At 54.9% G+C, this 16,085-nt stretch carries 13 protein-coding genes; 9 read left to right on the top strand and 4 right to left on the bottom strand.

What is annotated here, in order from left to right; genetic code table 11:
• Positions 1–430: 430 nt before the first annotated feature.
• The 3 genes from ABRZ26_RS06880 (at position 431) to yjiA (ending at position 3,910) form a co-directional block, all read left to right on the top strand.
• Positions 431–2,584, top strand: a complete 2,154-nt coding sequence (locus tag ABRZ26_RS06880; RefSeq protein ID WP_319603513.1) for a carbon starvation CstA family protein — start codon at positions 431–433, stop codon at positions 2,582–2,584.
• Positions 2,585–2,725: 141 nt separating this feature from the next.
• Positions 2,726–2,929, top strand: a complete 204-nt coding sequence (locus tag ABRZ26_RS06875; RefSeq protein WP_121573326.1) for a YbdD/YjiX family protein — start codon at positions 2,726–2,728, stop codon at positions 2,927–2,929.
• Between the two features lie 15 nt (positions 2,930–2,944).
• On the top strand, positions 2,945–3,910 hold the full coding sequence (gene yjiA / locus ABRZ26_RS06870; protein WP_319603512.1) for a GTPase: 966 nt from the start codon (positions 2,945–2,947) through the stop codon (positions 3,908–3,910).
• 68 nt (positions 3,911–3,978) lie between these two features.
• Here yjiA and ybaK read toward each other — a convergent pair whose 3' ends face one another.
• The 4 genes from ybaK to ABRZ26_RS06850 all read right to left on the bottom strand — a co-directional run bounded on the left by ybaK (position 3,979) and on the right by ABRZ26_RS06850 (position 9,041).
• A complete protein-coding gene (gene ybaK, locus ABRZ26_RS06865) occupies positions 3,979–4,461 on the bottom strand; it encodes a Cys-tRNA(Pro)/Cys-tRNA(Cys) deacylase YbaK (RefSeq protein ID WP_319603511.1) in 483 nt (160 codons plus the stop codon).
• Between the two features lie 90 nt (positions 4,462–4,551).
• The gene (locus tag ABRZ26_RS06860) at positions 4,552–5,355 is read right to left on the bottom strand and encodes a TraB/GumN family protein (RefSeq protein ID WP_319603510.1); all 804 of its coding nucleotides are present in this window, start codon (positions 5,353–5,355) and stop codon (positions 4,552–4,554) included.
• Positions 5,356–5,510: 155 nt separating this feature from the next.
• The gene (copA, locus tag ABRZ26_RS06855; RefSeq protein WP_319603509.1) at positions 5,511–8,255 is read right to left on the bottom strand and encodes a copper-exporting P-type ATPase CopA; all 2,745 of its coding nucleotides are present in this window, start codon (positions 8,253–8,255) and stop codon (positions 5,511–5,513) included.
• A 306-nt stretch (positions 8,256–8,561) separates the two neighbouring features.
• The gene (locus tag ABRZ26_RS06850) at positions 8,562–9,041 is read right to left on the bottom strand and encodes a DUF6097 family protein (RefSeq protein ID WP_319603508.1); all 480 of its coding nucleotides are present in this window, start codon (positions 9,039–9,041) and stop codon (positions 8,562–8,564) included.
• Between the two features lie 259 nt (positions 9,042–9,300).
• Here ABRZ26_RS06850 and cueR point away from each other — a divergent pair, with 259 nt between their 5' ends.
• The 6 genes from cueR (at position 9,301) to ABRZ26_RS06820 (ending at position 16,070) form a co-directional block, all read left to right on the top strand.
• The gene (gene cueR / locus ABRZ26_RS06845) at positions 9,301–9,711 is read left to right on the top strand and encodes a Cu(I)-responsive transcriptional regulator (RefSeq protein WP_319603696.1); all 411 of its coding nucleotides are present in this window, start codon (positions 9,301–9,303) and stop codon (positions 9,709–9,711) included.
• A gap of 143 nt (positions 9,712–9,854) precedes the next feature.
• On the top strand, positions 9,855–11,747 hold the full coding sequence (atoS, locus tag ABRZ26_RS06840) for a two-component system sensor histidine kinase AtoS (RefSeq protein ID WP_413556158.1): 1,893 nt from the start codon (positions 9,855–9,857) through the stop codon (positions 11,745–11,747).
• Positions 11,744–13,126 (top strand): acetoacetate metabolism transcriptional regulator AtoC, encoded by a 1,383-nt coding sequence (atoC, locus tag ABRZ26_RS06835; protein WP_319603507.1) that lies wholly within the window; start codon positions 11,744–11,746, stop codon positions 13,124–13,126. The genes atoS and atoC overlap by 4 nt, the downstream gene beginning before the upstream one ends.
• Before the next feature lie 297 nt (positions 13,127–13,423).
• Entirely contained in the window at positions 13,424–14,089 is a 666-nt protein-coding gene (gene atoD, locus ABRZ26_RS06830) for an acetate CoA-transferase subunit alpha (RefSeq protein ID WP_319603506.1), read from the top strand.
• Positions 14,086–14,751 (top strand): CoA transferase subunit B, encoded by a 666-nt coding sequence (locus ABRZ26_RS06825; protein WP_319603505.1) that lies wholly within the window; start codon positions 14,086–14,088, stop codon positions 14,749–14,751. Before atoD ends, ABRZ26_RS06825 begins: the two co-directional genes overlap by 4 nt.
• Positions 14,748–16,070, top strand: a complete 1,323-nt coding sequence (locus ABRZ26_RS06820) for a TIGR00366 family protein (RefSeq protein WP_319603504.1) — start codon at positions 14,748–14,750, stop codon at positions 16,068–16,070. The genes ABRZ26_RS06825 and ABRZ26_RS06820 overlap by 4 nt, the downstream gene beginning before the upstream one ends.
• Positions 16,071–16,085 lie beyond the last annotated feature (15 nt).

The following is a 16,085-nucleotide window of genomic DNA, read 5'->3' as shown; positions in this document are numbered from 1 at the left end:
GCCCATGCACGAGCTCATAGCGGCGGCCACGCTGCGAAACCAGGCGCTAAGCCCGCGCCGAGCGTTCGTTCCCCCGTTCTTTGAAAGATACCGTTCACCGCAGGATTCTAACCGCTTAGCACGCTATTTTGCCGGATAGTGAAATAGCGGCGGTTTGCTCTCGCGCGCTGAAGTAATGTCCTGCCACCAGCGGTGTTTCGGTAGAACATGATGACAACTTCATTTCCACGTCCCTGCAATCCTGCGCTGAATCCGAAAGATTTACCGGCGCATCCGGCCAGGCCGTCCCGGTTCTCCATGCTGTTGCCGCTGCTGTATCCACACTATTCCTTTTCATCTGGGCCAGATACGTGATGACCTGGGTTATTGCGTTGATTTTATTTAAAAAATATCAAAACCAAATCATTATGACTTTTATGAAGGATGTCTTATGAAGAGCGGTACCTTTCTTAAACACATCCCCTGGATAATCTTAGCGATTATCGGGGCTGCTTGTCTGGGCGTGGTTGCGTTACGCCGTGGCGAGCATGTCAGCGCGTTATGGATTATTGTCGCTTCCGTCGCCGTCTATCTGGTGGCCTACCGTTACTACAGCCTGTATATCGCCCAGAAGGTGATGAAGCTGGATCCCTCAAGAGCGACGCCGGCGGTAGTGAACAATGACGGGCTGAACTATGTGCCGACCAATCGCAATGTGCTGTTCGGCCACCACTTCGCGGCGATCGCCGGCGCCGGTCCGCTGGTCGGGCCGGTACTGGCGGCGCAGGTCGGTTATCTGCCCGGTACGCTGTGGCTGTTGGGCGGCGTCGTGCTGGCCGGCGCGGTGCAGGATTTCATGGTGCTGTTTCTCTCCACCCGGCGTAATGGCGCCTCACTGGGAGAAATGGTCAAGAAAGAGCTGGGACCGGTGCCGGGCACCATCGCGCTGTTCGGTTGTTTCTTAATCATGATCATCATTCTGGCGGTGCTGGCGCTGATTGTGGTGAAAGCGCTGGCGGAAAGTCCGTGGGGCGTGTTTACCGTGTGTTCGACGGTGCCGATCGCGCTGTTTATGGGCATCTATATGCGCTATATCCGCCCCGGTCGCGTGGGCGAGGTATCGGTGATCGGTATCGTGCTGCTGGTGCTGGCGATCTGGTTTGGCGGCGTGGTGGCGCATGACCCGTACTGGGGGCCGGCGCTAACCTTTAAAGACACCACCATCACCTTTACGCTGATCGGCTATGCGTTTATTTCCGCGCTGCTGCCGGTGTGGCTGATCCTGGCGCCGCGCGACTACCTGGCGACCTTCCTGAAAATCGGGGTGATCGTCGGTCTGGCCATCGGTATCGTGATCCTCAACCCGGATCTGAAAATGCCGGCGGTCACGCAGTTTATCGACGGCACCGGCCCGGTATGGAAGGGGACGCTGTTCCCGTTCCTGTTTATTACCATCGCCTGCGGCGCGGTATCCGGTTTCCATGCGCTGATTGCTTCCGGCACCACGCCGAAACTGCTGGCTAATGAAAACGACGCCCGCTTCATCGGCTACGGCGCGATGCTGATGGAGTCTTTCGTCGCCGTGATGGCGCTGGTGGCGGCCTCTATCATCGAGCCGGGTCTGTACTTCGCCATGAACACCCCGCCGGCGGCGCTCGGCATTACCATGCCGGACCTGCACCGTCTGGGTACGGCGGATGCGCCGATGATCCTGGCGCAGTTGCAGGATGTCTCCGCGCACGCGGCGGCGGCGGTCAGCTCCTGGGGCTTCGTGATTTCTCCCGAGCAGATCCTGCAAACGGCGAAAGATATCGGCGAGCCTTCCGTTCTTAACCGTGCCGGCGGCGCGCCGACGCTGGCGGTGGGTATTGCGCACGTGTTCCACCAGATCATTCCGGGCGCCGATATGGGCTTCTGGTATCACTTCGGCATTCTGTTCGAAGCGCTGTTCATTCTGACCGCGCTGGATGCAGGCACCCGCGCCGGGCGCTTTATGTTGCAGGATCTGCTGGGCAACTTCGTGCCGTTCCTGAAGAAAACCGACTCGCTGGTCGCCGGTATTATCGGCACCGCCGGTTGCGTCGGACTGTGGGGCTATCTGCTGTATCAGGGCGTGGTGGATCCGCTGGGCGGCGTGAAGAGCCTGTGGCCGCTGTTCGGTATCTCCAACCAGATGCTGGCCGCCGTGGCGCTGGTGCTGGGTACCGTTATCCTGATCAAGATGAAGCGCGCGCAGTACGTTTGGGTGACGCTGGTGCCGGCCGTCTGGCTGCTGATCTGCACCACCTGGGCGCTGGGTCTGAAACTGTTCAGCGACAACCCGCAGTTGGAAGGCTTTTTCTATATGGCCAACATGTTTAAAGGCAAGATTGCCGAAGGCGGCGCGGACTTGACCGCACAGCAGATTGCCAACATGAACCATATCGTGACCAACAACTACACCAACGCCGGGCTGAGCATCCTGTTCCTGATCGTGGTCTACAGCATCATCGCGTACGGCATCAAAGCGGGGCTGGCTGCCCGCAAGAACCCCGAACGCACCGACCAGGAAACGCCTTATGTGCCGGTTCCGGAAGGCGGCGTGAAACTCTCTTCCGGCCACTAAGCCGGCGATATCGCCCGTCGGATTTCGCGAGGTCGCCGACATGACCGAGCAATGAAAGATGACGGGCGCAAATACCCCCTATAATATATAAATGTTATGCGGGGTATTTTTTATAAAGCGGCCGATGGCCCGGAGGTGATGATGTTCGGTAATCTGGGAAAGGCGGGCAAATATTTGGGCCAGGCGGCGCGCATGCTGGTTGGTATGCCCGACTACGATACCTACGTCGCGCATATGCAGACCAATCATCCGGATAAGCCGATGATGACTTACGAAGAATTTTTCCGCGAGCGCCAGCAGGCGCGTTACGGCGGCGACGGCAAAGGCGGAATGCGCTGCTGTTAGCCAATTGGAGCAGTTATGACTCAACCACTTTCTGTCACTATCCTGACCGGCTTTCTCGGCGCCGGTAAAACCACCCTATTACGACATATGCTCAATGCCGATCATGGCTATAAGATTGCCGTGATTGAAAACGAATTCGGCGAAGTGCCGATCGATAATGCGTTGATCGGCGAACGGGCAAGCAAAATCACCACCCTGAGCAATGGTTGCATCTGCTGTAGTCAGGCCAATGAGCTGGCCGATGCGCTGTTGGATTTACTGGACGGTATCGACGACGGGACGTTGGATTTCGATCATGTGGTGATTGAGTGTACCGGTATGGCCGACCCCGGCCCGGTGGCGCAAACCTTCTTTTCCCATGAGGTGCTCTGCGAACGCTTCCTGCTGGACGGCATTATTACGCTGGTGGATGCGGTACACGCTCAGCAGCAGTTGGATCGCTTCACCATTGCGCAGTCGCAGATCGGCTATGCCGATCGCATTCTGCTGAGCAAAACCGATATCGCCGGCGAAGACCCGGCCTTGATCCAACGCCTTCAGCGCATTAACGCCAGAGCGCCGATTTATCCCGTGGTGAACGGAGACATTGATTTAAGCGTCTTATTCAATATCGAAGGTTTTATCCTCAACGATAAGCTGGCGGTGACTACGCCGGTATTTCGCTTTATCGCCCCCGCGCAAAATGATATTCAATCGATCGTCGTTCAGCTTGATACCCCGCTTGAACTCGCCGCGGTGTCGGATTTGATGGAAAGTTTTCTGCTGAACCACGCCGAGAATTTATTGCGTTACAAAGGCATCCTGGCGATTAACGGCGATGCGCGCCGTCTGCTGTTTCAGGGCGTACAGCGTCTGTACAGCGCCGACTGGGACAGAGAGTGGCGGGATGACGAAGAAAGGCGCAGCGTATTGGTTTTCATCGGCCGGGATCTGCCCGAGCAGGAAATTCGCGACGGTTTTGCCCGCCTCACGGCGAACTGATATCGAACGCTGAGCGGCGGGTGATGCGCCCGCCGCGCGCCATGTCCGCGTCGGCCGGTACGGCAAACTCAGCCATCATGCTTGGCGACGTCGGCAAACTTCGCCTGTAACAGACTCGCCAGATCGCCGGCCGCCAGCTCGATATCCAGTCCGCGCTTGCCGCCGGAAATAAAAATGGTCTCGAAGCGCTGCGCCGTTTCGTCAATCACCGTCGGCAAGCGTTTTTTCTGCCCCAGCGGGCTGATGCCGCCGACCAGATAACCGGTGACCCGTTGAGCGATGGCCGGATCGGCCATATCGGCTTTTTTGGCCGACAGCGCGCGCGCCACTTTCTTTAAATCCAGCATGCCGGCGACTGGCGTCACCGCCACGGCGAGATTTTTTGCGTCGCCGTTCAGCGCGACCAACAGCGTTTTGTAAACCTGCTCTTTGTTCAGCCCCAGCTTTTTGGCCGCTTCCTCGCCAAAGTTCGTTTCGTCGCTGTCGTGGTGATAGCTGTGGACGGTAAATGCGATCTTGTTTTTCTCGAGCAGTTTAATTGCGGGTGTCATGATTCAAATATCCTTACGGGCGATATCCTGTTTTTTCTCGTCACGGGCGGCGGGTTGACGCCCTGTGCTTAGAAAATGGGTATTTCTCGCTCAATTAGCCTGTAATAACGTAGGTAGGTTGTCATCACCATATAAATGTAACGCGCCGACTGCAACCACATAGTTGCCGGGAGGCAGCGACCGGAGCTTTTGTTGCCAGAGGCGGTTGCGTTGATTCATCAGCAAATTATTCATTTCATCGCTGAACGTGGCGGGAAGCCGAACGGTCATTTTGCCCGGTTTACTGTCCAGCCACCAGCCGACCATGGTTTGCAACAGCCGGGCATTGGCATGCCAGTGCCTGATCGTATCCTGCAACAGCGGCAGGCCGCCCTGCGGCAGTTGATGCAGTAAATCGATCTGCGTTTGTTGCCCTTCAAGCTCAATAATCTGCAACCCCTGAGCTTTCGCGGCGTTGATCAACTGATAGTCAATGCCGTAATCCGGGCGTAACCCCAACTGCTGCGCCTGGCGGGCCTGTAACATCAGCGCCGCCTGCCAGGCGGGAACGCGGTCGATGTAACTTTCGCTGAAAGACAGTTTTTCGCAGATTTGCCGCAGCTGACGATAATCATCCGGGCTGAGCCGTTGCGATAGCGGCGGCTCGGCCCCGGTCTGGTCGAAAGGGGAGCCGGTATCGGAAATATCGGCTTCGACAATCAGCGCGGTGGCGTTTTGCAACTGCTTCAGCAGCGTGTCGGGCAGGGGAGCCATATCCATGCTGCCCATATGAATGCTGCCGACCAGGTGCAGCTGACGCGCGTCCTCAAGCTGGACATCCACCGCGGGGTAGGCGTAAGCCAGCGGCGAGATAAAGCCAAGAAAAGTCGCAATGTTACGCAGCAGTTGCCCCATAGATCCTGTCTCCTGATTCTTGTCCGTCTATGCTAAACGTATCAGGCGACAAGTTGTACTGGTAATCGGCTGAAAATAGCGGCGGCGGTTAAAGAGAGGTCTCTGCGCATGTTGACCGCCGGCAGAGCATCAAACACAGATGCCTGCCGGGTTGGTTACGCCTTCGGCTTAAAACGCAGCAGACGATTGGCGTTGCTGACCACGGTAATGGAGGAGAGCGCCATGGCGGCGCCGGCGACCACCGGGTTTAACAGGGTGCCGGTCAGCGGATAGAGTACGCCCGCCGCAATCGGGATCCCCAGCGAATTGTAGACGAACGCCCCCAGCAGATTTTGTTTCATATTGCGCAGCGTGGCTTTGGAAATGGCCAGGGCGTCGGCCACGCCGTGCAGGCTGTGGCGCATCAGCGTAATCGCCGCGGTTTCGATGGCGATATCGCTGCCGCCGCCCATGGCGATCCCCACATCGGCCTGCGCCAGCGCGGGAGCGTCGTTAATGCCGTCGCCGATCATCGCCACGCGTTTCCCCTGTTCCTGCAACTGCCGGATGGCATCCGCCTTGCCGTCCGGCAATATGCCGGCGATCACCCGGTCGATACCGGCCTCTTTGGCGATCGCGTTGGCCGTTAGCGGATTATCGCCGGTTAACATCACCAACTCATAGCCCTGATGGCGCAGGCGCTGTAAGGCCGCGACGCTGTCGGCGCGTAATGGATCGCGGATGAAGAACACGGCGGCGAGCTGACCGTCGGCCGCCAGCAATACCGGCGTGATGCCGCGCTGAGCCTGTTCATCGATCAGCGTTTCGCCGGCGGGAATATTAATATTATGCTGTTTCAACAACGCCGGATTGCCGAGCAGCAACGCGACGCCGTCAGCCTGTCCGCTGACGCCCAGACCGCGCAAGGTTCTGAACTGCTCGATCGCCGTCAGGCTCAGCCCTTCCGCCCGTTCGACGACGGCGCGCGCCAGCGGGTGGTTCGCGCCTTGCTCCAGCGACGCGGCCCAGATCAAAACCTGCTGTTCCGTCGCCGCGCCAAAGGCGTGAACCTCGACGACCTGCGGCTGGCCTTCGGTCAGGGTGCCGGTTTTGTCGAAAACCAGCGTATCCAGCCTGCTGGCCTGTTGCAGGGCATCGGCGTCGCGCACCAGAACGCCGAATTCCGCCGCGCGGCCCACCCCGGAAATAATCGACATCGGCGTCGCCAGGCCGAGGGCGCACGGGCAGGCGATAATCAGTACGGTGGTGGCGATCACCAGCGTATAGACAATTTGCGGCGCCGGCCCGGCGAAGAACCAGACCGCGCCGCTGATGACGGCGATCGCCACCACCACCGGCACGAAGACCGCGGAAATGCGATCCGCCAGTTGGCCGATGGCCGGTTTACTGCTTTGCGCCTGCCGAACCAGCCGGATGATACGCGAGAGCGTCGTCTGGCTGCCGATAGCGTCCGCGCGGAACAATGCGCTGCCGTCGGTCACCAGCGTGCCGGCGTGAACCGTATGGCCTTGATCTTTTTGCTGCGGCAGCGGTTCGCCGGTCAGCATCGCTTCGTCGACCCAGATTTCTCCTTGCAGGATCTCGCCGTCGACGGGAATACGGTCGCCGGTGGTCAGACGTAACGTCATCCCGGACCGCACGGCGGCCAGCGGCAGCGTTTTCTCGCCGTCCGGCGTCACTACGCGGGCGGTCGGCGGGGTGAGATCCAGCAGCTTTTCCAGCGCCTGGGAGGAACGCTGGCGGGCGCGTTGCTCCAGCGCATGACCCAGATTGATCAAACCGATGATCATCGCGCTGGCCTCATAATAGAGGTGACGCGCCGCCATGGGGAAAACGTCCGGCCACAGGTTGACGGTAATGGAATAGAGCCAGGCCGCGCCGGTGCCGAGCGCCACCAGCGTATCCATCGTGGCGGCGCCGTTCTTCAGGCTGCGCCAGGCGTTGCGATAAAAATGTCCGCCGGCGAACACCATCACCGCCAGCGTCAGCGCGCCGACAAGCAGCCACGGCGTGCGGCTTTCGGGCGTCAGGGTCATACTGCCGCCCAGCACGCCCCAGAGCATTAGCGGCGCCCCCAGCAGCAGGCCAAGCGCCGCCTGCCACTGAAAGCGCCGGATGCTTTGCTGCGAAGTCTGTTGCCGGCGCGCGCGGCGTTGCTCTTCATCCTGAATGATTTCCGCGCCGTAGCCCGCTTGTTCAACGGCGGCGATCAACGCTTGCGGCGTCGCGTGTCCGCTCACCAGCGCGCTGCGCTCGGCCAGGTTCACGCGCGCCTGCGTCACGCCGGTCACGCCCTGCAAGGCTTTTTGCACCCGGCTGACGCAACTGGCGCAGCTCATCCCCTGGAGCAGCATTTGTACATTATCATCATCAGGGGCAGCGTCGAGGACGGGAATTTCCTCAACGGCGGGAGAGGCCGGAACATTACTCTGGGCCGCTGGCAGCGTTTCCGGCGTGGTCGCTACCTGTGCCAGCGGCTCAGTTTTTGGGTGAGACGGCTCCGGCAATACGCTGGCCTGATACCCGGCCTGTTCTACCGCGCCGATCAGCGCGGCAGGCGCCGCATCGCCGTAGATATCGGCCCGCTCTTTTGATACTTGCGCCGCGACCACGCCCTGCACGCCTTCCAGCGCCTTCCGCGTTGAGGCGACGCAATGCTGGCAGCTTAATCCGGACAGTTGCAGAGCGATATCCGGGGCCGCAGTCTGGCTTGCCTCGTATCCCGCCTGTTCGATACTGGCGATCAGCGCGGGCAGTTGCGCCTCGCCTGTCACTTTGGCGTAATTCAGCGAGACGTCCGCCTGTTCGACGTCCGGCAGCGCTTCCAGCGTTTTTTTCACCCGCTGTATGCAGTGTCCGCAGGTGAGTCCCTGCAATGACAAAACGAGAGTTTGCGACATAACAATGATCTCCGGTGAGGATAATCGGCGGTCGGATATATTGACCGTCTGCCTGATTTCTATGAGTTGTAAAGCAGGTTAAACCTTCCATCAAGGGGAGGGTCAAGCGTTTATTTCGCTGATGAAAGCGACCTGTTGACATCAACCGCTATATCGCGAGCGCGCTTTGAAAAAGCCGCTATAGGGCAGGGGAATCCGGCAGGTTTCTGAAATTTTGCGCCGTACTATTGTTGACGGCGCTGGTTGTTGAATTATGGTTCTGGTTTTCCTGGCAAATCAGGTCGCGAGAGACGCTGATTTGCCGGGTTATTCGACGATAGCATTAATGGTCGAGGGGGATTTGGTCATAAGCGCATGAATAATCTTGTCCGCTTGCGTCGCGGCTTGACTGTTTAATCGATAAAAATAGAAGACCAGTGCGGCAAACACGCCCGCATACAAGATCACCGCCCACAGGTATTCGATGGTCATCAGAAAAATGGTTTTCATCGTACCGCCCATATCAAATCCGAAGCCAAAATATCCTTGATAACGGTCGAAAAGAAGCACAAACGCGAAAATTAACGGGGGTAACGCTAAAATCCCCGTCATGATGTTGGCGACGCGTTTGCGTTTATCCAGATTGGCGTAGGTTGAACCGCCCATGTATCGTTCAATCTCGATAATCTGATGAGAAAGGTCATCTTTCGACGTGACGGGTACATTGTGACGTTCAATGTATTGATGAAGCTCTTTCAGCCGTTGTGCATTATCAATCGACTGACTCAACGCTTTGAAATATCCCATAACATTCCTGTTTTATCCATTCATTCAATCATCGTCTGCTTGCCGGTTTTTATGGCAAACCCATCGCTTCGCTCAATTGTACATAAATCAATATACTCATTGAAATCATTTAATAATGGCGTGCGCCAGAGGCGCTGGCTTTGGAAAACATCGTCGATAAATATTCAGATTTGATGCGGTTGCCCTGACAGCTCATCGTCGATGGCGTATGCTCATTTTGATAGGCTATCTTCCGCGAGGAATGGGCAAGAGGTGCATGATGAATATCAGCGATGTGGCAAAAAAAACCGGACTCACCAGTAAAACCATCCGCTTCTATGAAGAGAAAGGGGTGCTGACCGCGCCGCTGCGTTCTGAAAACGGTTACCGCAGCTATAATGCCCATCACATCGAAGAGCTGACGCTGCTGCGTCAGGCCCGTCAGGTAGGGTTTACCTTAGACGAGTGCCGGGAACTGGTCGCGCTGTTTAACGATCCGTTACGGCGCAGCGCCGACGTCAAGGCGCGCACGATGCAGAAAGTCACGGAAATTGAAGCCCATATCGAAGAACTGAAGGCGATGCGCCGGCGTTTGCTGGCGCTGGCGGAACAATGTCCGGGCGACGGCGGCGCGGATTGCCCGATTATCAATAATCTGGCCGGCTGCTGTCATGCCAAAAACATAAAATAAATTATTGAATTCAGATAAATATGTTTTGGCGGAATAATAATGTCTTTGTGCTGAAAAGAGACCTGTCTCGCGTTTGTTTCGCCCGTGGAATTTTATAATCATCACCGTCATAGGAGAGATATAAACTAAAAAGAATAATCAACATGATACGATCCGTAATTAGAACCGTTTTTAATAAAGCCAATTTGTCACTTGTCTCACCTGAGATCACCACCAGCCTACGCGCGTTTTTTCCTCATAGTTTACGCAGTAAAATGATATTTCTGGCGGTGTTTATGGTATTTCTCCCTACTTTAATCATGGCTTATATTGTGGAAATCCAGGGAAAAGAAGCCCTGTTGCGAGAGAAAGAGAAAAAACTTTATGCCGTCACCCACCTTCTGGATGATGTACTGGACGATAAATTAGAACTATTCGCCGATCTTCCCCGCACCGAGCGTATTCATGCGCTGAATCAGCATTTATCTGCGGCGACGGATAAAATAACGCAGGCTTTTTTAAATGTGGGCGCCGGGTATTACAGTAAAAAATTAGATGCGATTATTACTTATGCGCCGCAGGATCAATACGGTGATACCGTTGGCTCCGCTATTTCAGACGAACATCCCGGCAGGCAGGTTATGTTGACGGGAGAGCCGTCGATAAAATCGGGTTTTCAGGTCAGAGGACATATTATGAATGCCATGATCCCGATTGTTCGACATGGCGAAATAATCGGTTATATTTGGGCTAACGAATTATCCAATGATATTGATAAACAAGCCATGGCAATGGATATCAGTATTATTACGGTTATTACCATCGGTTTGATGATTAGTCTTTTTCTGATTATCAATTTCTCCCGCCGTCTTACCCGAGATGTGGATTTAATCGAAGCGGGGCTAAATCAGCTTCCCGTCGATTTAAAAACACAGTTGCCGCCGTTGCAGGGGGAAATGGGCCGAATCGCCGCCAGTATTAACACCTTGTCTCGCGCCCTGCGGGAGGTTCGAACATTAAATGAATTAATTATTGAGAGCGCGGCCGATGGCGTAATCAGTATTGATAATTACGGTAAAATAACCATGTGCAATCCGGCGGCGCAGGCGATATCCGGATACAGTCATGAAGAGTTAATCGGCAAACATTACCAATCCGTTTTTGATAAAGAGGGTTTTCAAAGTCCGGTGCTGGATACCCTGATGCATGGCGTCGGACATGTCGGGGTCGAATTGGATTATCCGGCGAAAGAAAAGATTTTACAGATCAAGGCCAGCAGTAGTCGGCTAAGGAATGCGGAAGGCGAAATCATTGGCGCGCTGGTGATCTTTACCGATCTCACCGCGCAAAAGCAGATGCAAAAACAAATTGAACGGGCGGAGCGCCTGGCGACCCTGGGCGAACTGATGGCGGGCGTCGCCCATGAGGTGCGCAATCCGCTGACGGCAATCAGCGGTTTTGTACAATATCTGAAAGAGGGAGAACGGGATCTCCAGCGGGTTGAATATATCAACATTATTCTCAAGGAAGTGCGCTCCATTAATAACGTGATACAGCAATTACTTGATTTTGCCCGGCCTCATCCGCGCCGTTATCAGTGTATCGCCATTAATACGCTAATTCGCGAAACGCTATTGCTGGTGCATACGCATGGTTTGGATAATCGGGTGGATTTCACTATTACGCTGGATGAAACATTACCGGATATTGAAGCGGACGCCGAATTGCTGAAACAGGTGATCCTGAACTTAATGATTAATGCCGTTCAGGCGATCCCGGCGCGCGGCGAAATTGAGGTTTCTACCCGCCGCTATGGCGACGATAAGTTACAAATCCAAATTCGCGATAGCGGCGTCGGGATCGATCCCGATGTCATGGAAAAGATATTCACGCCGTTTTTCACCACCAAACCGACCGGTACCGGACTGGGGCTCTCTATCGCCCAGCGTATTATGACGGCCCACAGCGGCGATATTACGATAGAAAGCCGGCCGCAGCACGGCACGACGGTAACCCTGATTCTTCCGATTCTGACGTGTGACAGGAGCATGCAATGACCCAACCGTATCGTATTCTTATTGCGGATGATGAAGAGAGCGTCCGCCGGATGCTGACTGCGGTATTTTCCAGCGACGGTCATCAGGTTATCTGCTCCGGGGATGGGCAGTCGGCCATCTCCGCCTACAGGGAGCAGCGGCCTGATATTGTGCTGATGGATATCAGAATGCCCAACGTCAACGGCATCAGCGCGCTGAAACGTATGCGGGAAATTCAACAGGATATTCCCATTATTCTGATGACGGCCTACGCGGCGGTGGAGACGGCGGTTGAAGCCTTGCGGCTGGGGGCCTTTGATTATGTGATAAAACCGTTTGAGCTGGATGAGTTAAAACTGCTAATGAGCCGGGCGCTGCAATTACGCGATATGAAACAGGAAATTAATTTACTGCATCGTGAGTTGTCGGAAAGCTATACCTGGGATCGCATTTTGACCAACAATCCGAAAATGATGGAGCTATGCCGGGATATTGCCAAGGTAGCCCATAGTAATGCGACGGCGCTGATTACCGGCGAGAGCGGGACCGGTAAGGAATTGATCGCCAGAGCGATTCATTATAATAGCGCCAGAGCGAACGGGCCGTTTATTCGGGTGAACTGCGGCGCTTTGCCGGAGTCGTTACTGGAAAGCGAACTGTTCGGTCATGAGAAGGGGGCGTTTACCGGCGCGCAAATGCAACGGCAAGGGCTGTTTGAACGCGCGCACTGCGGAACCTTGCTGCTGGATGAGATAGGAGAGATGCCTTATAACTTGCAGGTCAAACTGCTACGCGTTTTGCAGGAGCGGGAATTTGAACGGCTTGGCGGCAGTCAGACGATTAAAACCGATATTCGCATTATTGCCGCCACCAATCGAAATCTGGCTGAAATGATTGATAGCGGCGAGTTTCGGCGCGATTTGTTTTATCGTTTAAACGTGATGCATTTATCCTCGCTCCCCCTTAGAGAAAGGCCGGAAGATATCGCTTTGCTGTCGCAGCATTTTTTACATAAGTTCAGCGCTGAGAATGGTAAGGAAATCATTGGGCTGGATATTAGCGCCATCGTCGCGCTTGAAAAGTATAGCTGGCCGGGCAATGTTCGCGAACTGGAGAATGCCATTGAGCGTGCGGTGATCATGAGCACCGGATTTATGATTTTCGCCGACGATTTGCCGCAACAGGTGCAACAGATAAGTGATAATGACCCGCAAGATGATATGGCCGCGCCTATTGACGACGGCGGGCCGGGTCTGAAAGAACGGATGAAATCCTACGAACGCGAGCTGATTTTCAAGGCGTTGAATAATAACCAGGGTAATAGGATGCAAACAGCAAAAATATTAGGCATCAGTCGGCGTGCGCTAATTTATAAATTACAAGAGTATTGCATCGAATAAAAATTAAATTATAGTTAATGTGATGTTATTATTAAAGCTAGCCTTGTTATTGGTTGGCTTTTTTATTATGTGATCCATTTCACCAAAACACCCGCTTTGTGCGCAATTTTATGTGCGCAGTTCCGACGTTTAATTTCACATTATCTTTTCTTTTTTATTTTTATTTTGATCGGATTATATTTTTATTTGTTTTATTTCATTGTGTTGCAAATTTAGGTCGTTGCCGGAAAAGCTGGCCTGCGCTTTGCAATTCCTGAGTGGATCCATTTTCCATTGGATATAACCCCAGGAGTCATAATGAAAGATAAAAGAATAAAAATATCTCAGGTCGCCCAATATTTTAATGATGGCATGACAATCATGGTCGGCGGTTTTATGGGGATAGGTACGCCTCCTCGTTTAATTGCCGCCTTACTCGATTCCGGCGTAAAAGAACTTACGTTGATTTGCAACGACACGGCCTTTGTCGATACCGGTATCGGCCCGTTGATTACCAACGGACGCGTGAAAAAGGTTATTGCCTCTCATATTGGTACTAACCCTGAAACGGGGCGACGGATGATCGCCGGCGAGATCGATGTCGAGCTGGTTCCTCAGGGAACGCTGACCGAACGTATTCGCTGCGGAGGCGCCGGGCTGGGGGGCGTGCTGACGCCCACCGGCGTCGGCACCGTGGTTGAAGAGGGCAAACAAAAGATTACCCAAAACGGTATCGACTATTTGCTGGAACTGCCGTTACGCGCGGATCTGGCGCTCATTCAGGCTCACACCGCCGATTTGTTCGGCAATCTCACTTATGAACTCACCGCCCGTAATTTCAATCCGCTTATCGCGCTGGCGGCGGACCGGGTCATCGTTGAACCGGATGCGTTGGTCAATACCGGCGATATCGCCCCGGATGTCGTCGTCACCCCCGGCGCCCTGATTAATCACATCGTCGTTCCCATGGAGGCTGCTGCATGAATACCAAGACACTTATTGCTCAACGTGTTGCGCAGGAATTACAGGATGGCGACATTGTCAATCTGGGGATTGGGCTGCCGACGCTGGTCGCCAATTATCTGCCTGAGAATGTGGATATCACGCTTCAGTCTGAAAATGGCTTTCTGGGACTGGGGCCGATAGGGGAGCCTCATCCCAATCTGGTTAATGCCGGCGGGCAACCTTGCGGCATGCTGCCGGGAGCGGCGATGTTCGACAGCGCGTTCTCGTTTGCCCTGATCCGCGGGGGTCACGTGGATATCAGCGTACTCGGCGGGTTGCAGGTCGATCAGCAGGCGAATCTGGCTAACTGGATGGTCCCCGGAAAAATGGTGCCCGGTATGGGCGGAGCAATGGACCTGGTGACCGGCGCCCGTAAAGTCATCATTGCGATGGAGCATTGCGCAAAAGACGGTTCATCCAAATTGCTGGCGCATTGCACATTACCGCTGACCGCTAAAAATAAAGTCGACATGGTGGTGACGGAGCTTGGCGTGTTCGTGTTCGATAACGGACAACTTACGCTCACTGAATTGGCGCCGGGCGTAGCGCTGGAAACGGTAAAGGAAAAAACCGCGGCCAGGTTTATCGTCGCCGACAATCTGAAGGTGATGCCGGTTGTCGTGAGTGAGGCGGCATCATGATCGGAAAAATTTCCAGAGGGATGACGACGGTCGTCAGCCGTTACCTTCCCGATCCGCTTATCTTCGCGATGTTACTGACTATTCTGATGTTTATCATCGGACTGACGTTTACGCCGCATACGCCGATGGATATGGTGAAAATGTGGGGAGATGGATTCTGGAATCTGCTTGGTTTCGGGATGCAGATGGCGTTGATCATTGTTACCGGTCATGCGTTGGCCAGTTCTCCACCGGTTAAGCGGGTGCTGAAGAACACGGCTTCACTGGCGAAAACGCCGGTTCAGGGCGTGATGCTGGTGACGTTTTTCGGTCTGGTTGCCTGCGTCATCAACTGGGGATTCGGCTTAATCGTGGGCGCGATGTTCGCCCGTGAAGTGGCTCGTCGCGTACCTGGCTCCGATTACCCGCTGTTGATCGCCTGCGCCTACATCGGTTTCCTCTCCTGGGGCGGGGGATTCTCCGGCTCAATGCCGTTACTGGCGGCGACGCCGGGTAATCCGGTGGAGCATATCGCCGGCATTATACCCATCGGTGAAACCCTGCTGACCGGCTATAACTTTTTCATCACGATTGGGCTGATTATCGTCATGCCTTTCGTGACGAGAATGATGATGCCGAAGCCAGAAAATGTGATCGCCATCGATCCCGCATTGCTGGAAGAGGAACCCGATTTTCAGAAGAAACTGCCGGCCGATGCTTCGATAGCGGAAAAGCTGGAAGAAAGCCGGATTATTACGCTGATTATCTGTGCGCTGGGCGTGGCCTATCTCGGCATGTACTTCTGGAAAAACGGTTTCAATATCACCATCAATACGGTCAATCTGATGTTTCTGGTCGGCGGCATGTTACTGCATAAAACGCCGATGGCGTATATGCGGGCCATTTCCGCCGCGGCGCGTAGTACCTCCGGTATTCTGGTGCAGTTTCCTTTCTATGCCGGTATTCAACTGATGATGGAGCATTCCGGCCTCGGCGGCATGATTACCGAGTGGTTCATCAACATCGCCAATAAAGACACCTTCCCCGTCATGACGTTCTTCAGTTCCGCGTTAATTAACTTTGCCGTGCCTTCCGGCGGCGGACACTGGGTCATTCAAGGACCGTTTGTTCTGCCCGCCGCCCAGGCTCTGGGCGCCGATCTGGGCAAAGCCACCATGGCCATCGCCTATGGCGAACAGTGGATGAACATGGCTCAACCGTTCTGGGCGCTGCCGGCGCTGGCCATCGCCGGGCTGGGCGTGCGCGACATCATGGGCTATTGCGTCACCGCTTTGCTGTTCTCCGGCGTCATTTTCGTTATTGGTCTCACGCTGTTCTGACCCTCATCATAAGGA

This window comes from Brenneria sp. L4-2C (assembly GCF_040240335.1).
Classification (GTDB): Bacteria; Pseudomonadota; Gammaproteobacteria; order Enterobacterales; family Enterobacteriaceae; genus Brenneria.
The sequence above is the reverse complement of the archived record's forward strand: the minus strand, read 5'-3'. Positions and strand labels throughout refer to the sequence as shown.

What these genes read in the sequence shown, in the direction of transcription:
- ABRZ26_RS06880 (WP_319603513.1), top strand. Translation starts at nt 431, where the DNA reads ATGAAGAGCGGTACCTTTCTTAAACACATCCCCTGGATAATCTTAGCG.
- ABRZ26_RS06875 (WP_121573326.1), top strand. Translation starts at nt 2,726, where the DNA reads ATGTTCGGTAATCTGGGAAAGGCGGGCAAATATTTGGGCCAGGCGGCG.
- yjiA (WP_319603512.1), top strand. Translation starts at nt 2,945, where the DNA reads ATGACTCAACCACTTTCTGTCACTATCCTGACCGGCTTTCTCGGCGCC.
- ybaK (WP_319603511.1), bottom strand. Translation starts at nt 4,461, where the DNA reads ATGACACCCGCAATTAAACTGCTCGAGAAAAACAAGATCGCATTTACC.
- ABRZ26_RS06860 (WP_319603510.1), bottom strand. Translation starts at nt 5,355, where the DNA reads ATGGGGCAACTGCTGCGTAACATTGCGACTTTTCTTGGCTTTATCTCG.
- copA (WP_319603509.1), bottom strand. Translation starts at nt 8,255, where the DNA reads ATGTCGCAAACTCTCGTTTTGTCATTGCAGGGACTCACCTGCGGACAC.
- ABRZ26_RS06850 (WP_319603508.1), bottom strand. Translation starts at nt 9,041, where the DNA reads ATGGGATATTTCAAAGCGTTGAGTCAGTCGATTGATAATGCACAACGG.
- cueR (WP_319603696.1), top strand. Translation starts at nt 9,301, where the DNA reads ATGAATATCAGCGATGTGGCAAAAAAAACCGGACTCACCAGTAAAACC.
- atoS (WP_413556158.1), top strand. Translation starts at nt 9,855, where the DNA reads ATGATACGATCCGTAATTAGAACCGTTTTTAATAAAGCCAATTTGTCA.
- atoC (WP_319603507.1), top strand. Translation starts at nt 11,744, where the DNA reads ATGACCCAACCGTATCGTATTCTTATTGCGGATGATGAAGAGAGCGTC.
- atoD (WP_319603506.1), top strand. Translation starts at nt 13,424, where the DNA reads ATGAAAGATAAAAGAATAAAAATATCTCAGGTCGCCCAATATTTTAAT.
- ABRZ26_RS06825 (WP_319603505.1), top strand. Translation starts at nt 14,086, where the DNA reads ATGAATACCAAGACACTTATTGCTCAACGTGTTGCGCAGGAATTACAG.
- ABRZ26_RS06820 (WP_319603504.1), top strand. Translation starts at nt 14,748, where the DNA reads ATGATCGGAAAAATTTCCAGAGGGATGACGACGGTCGTCAGCCGTTAC.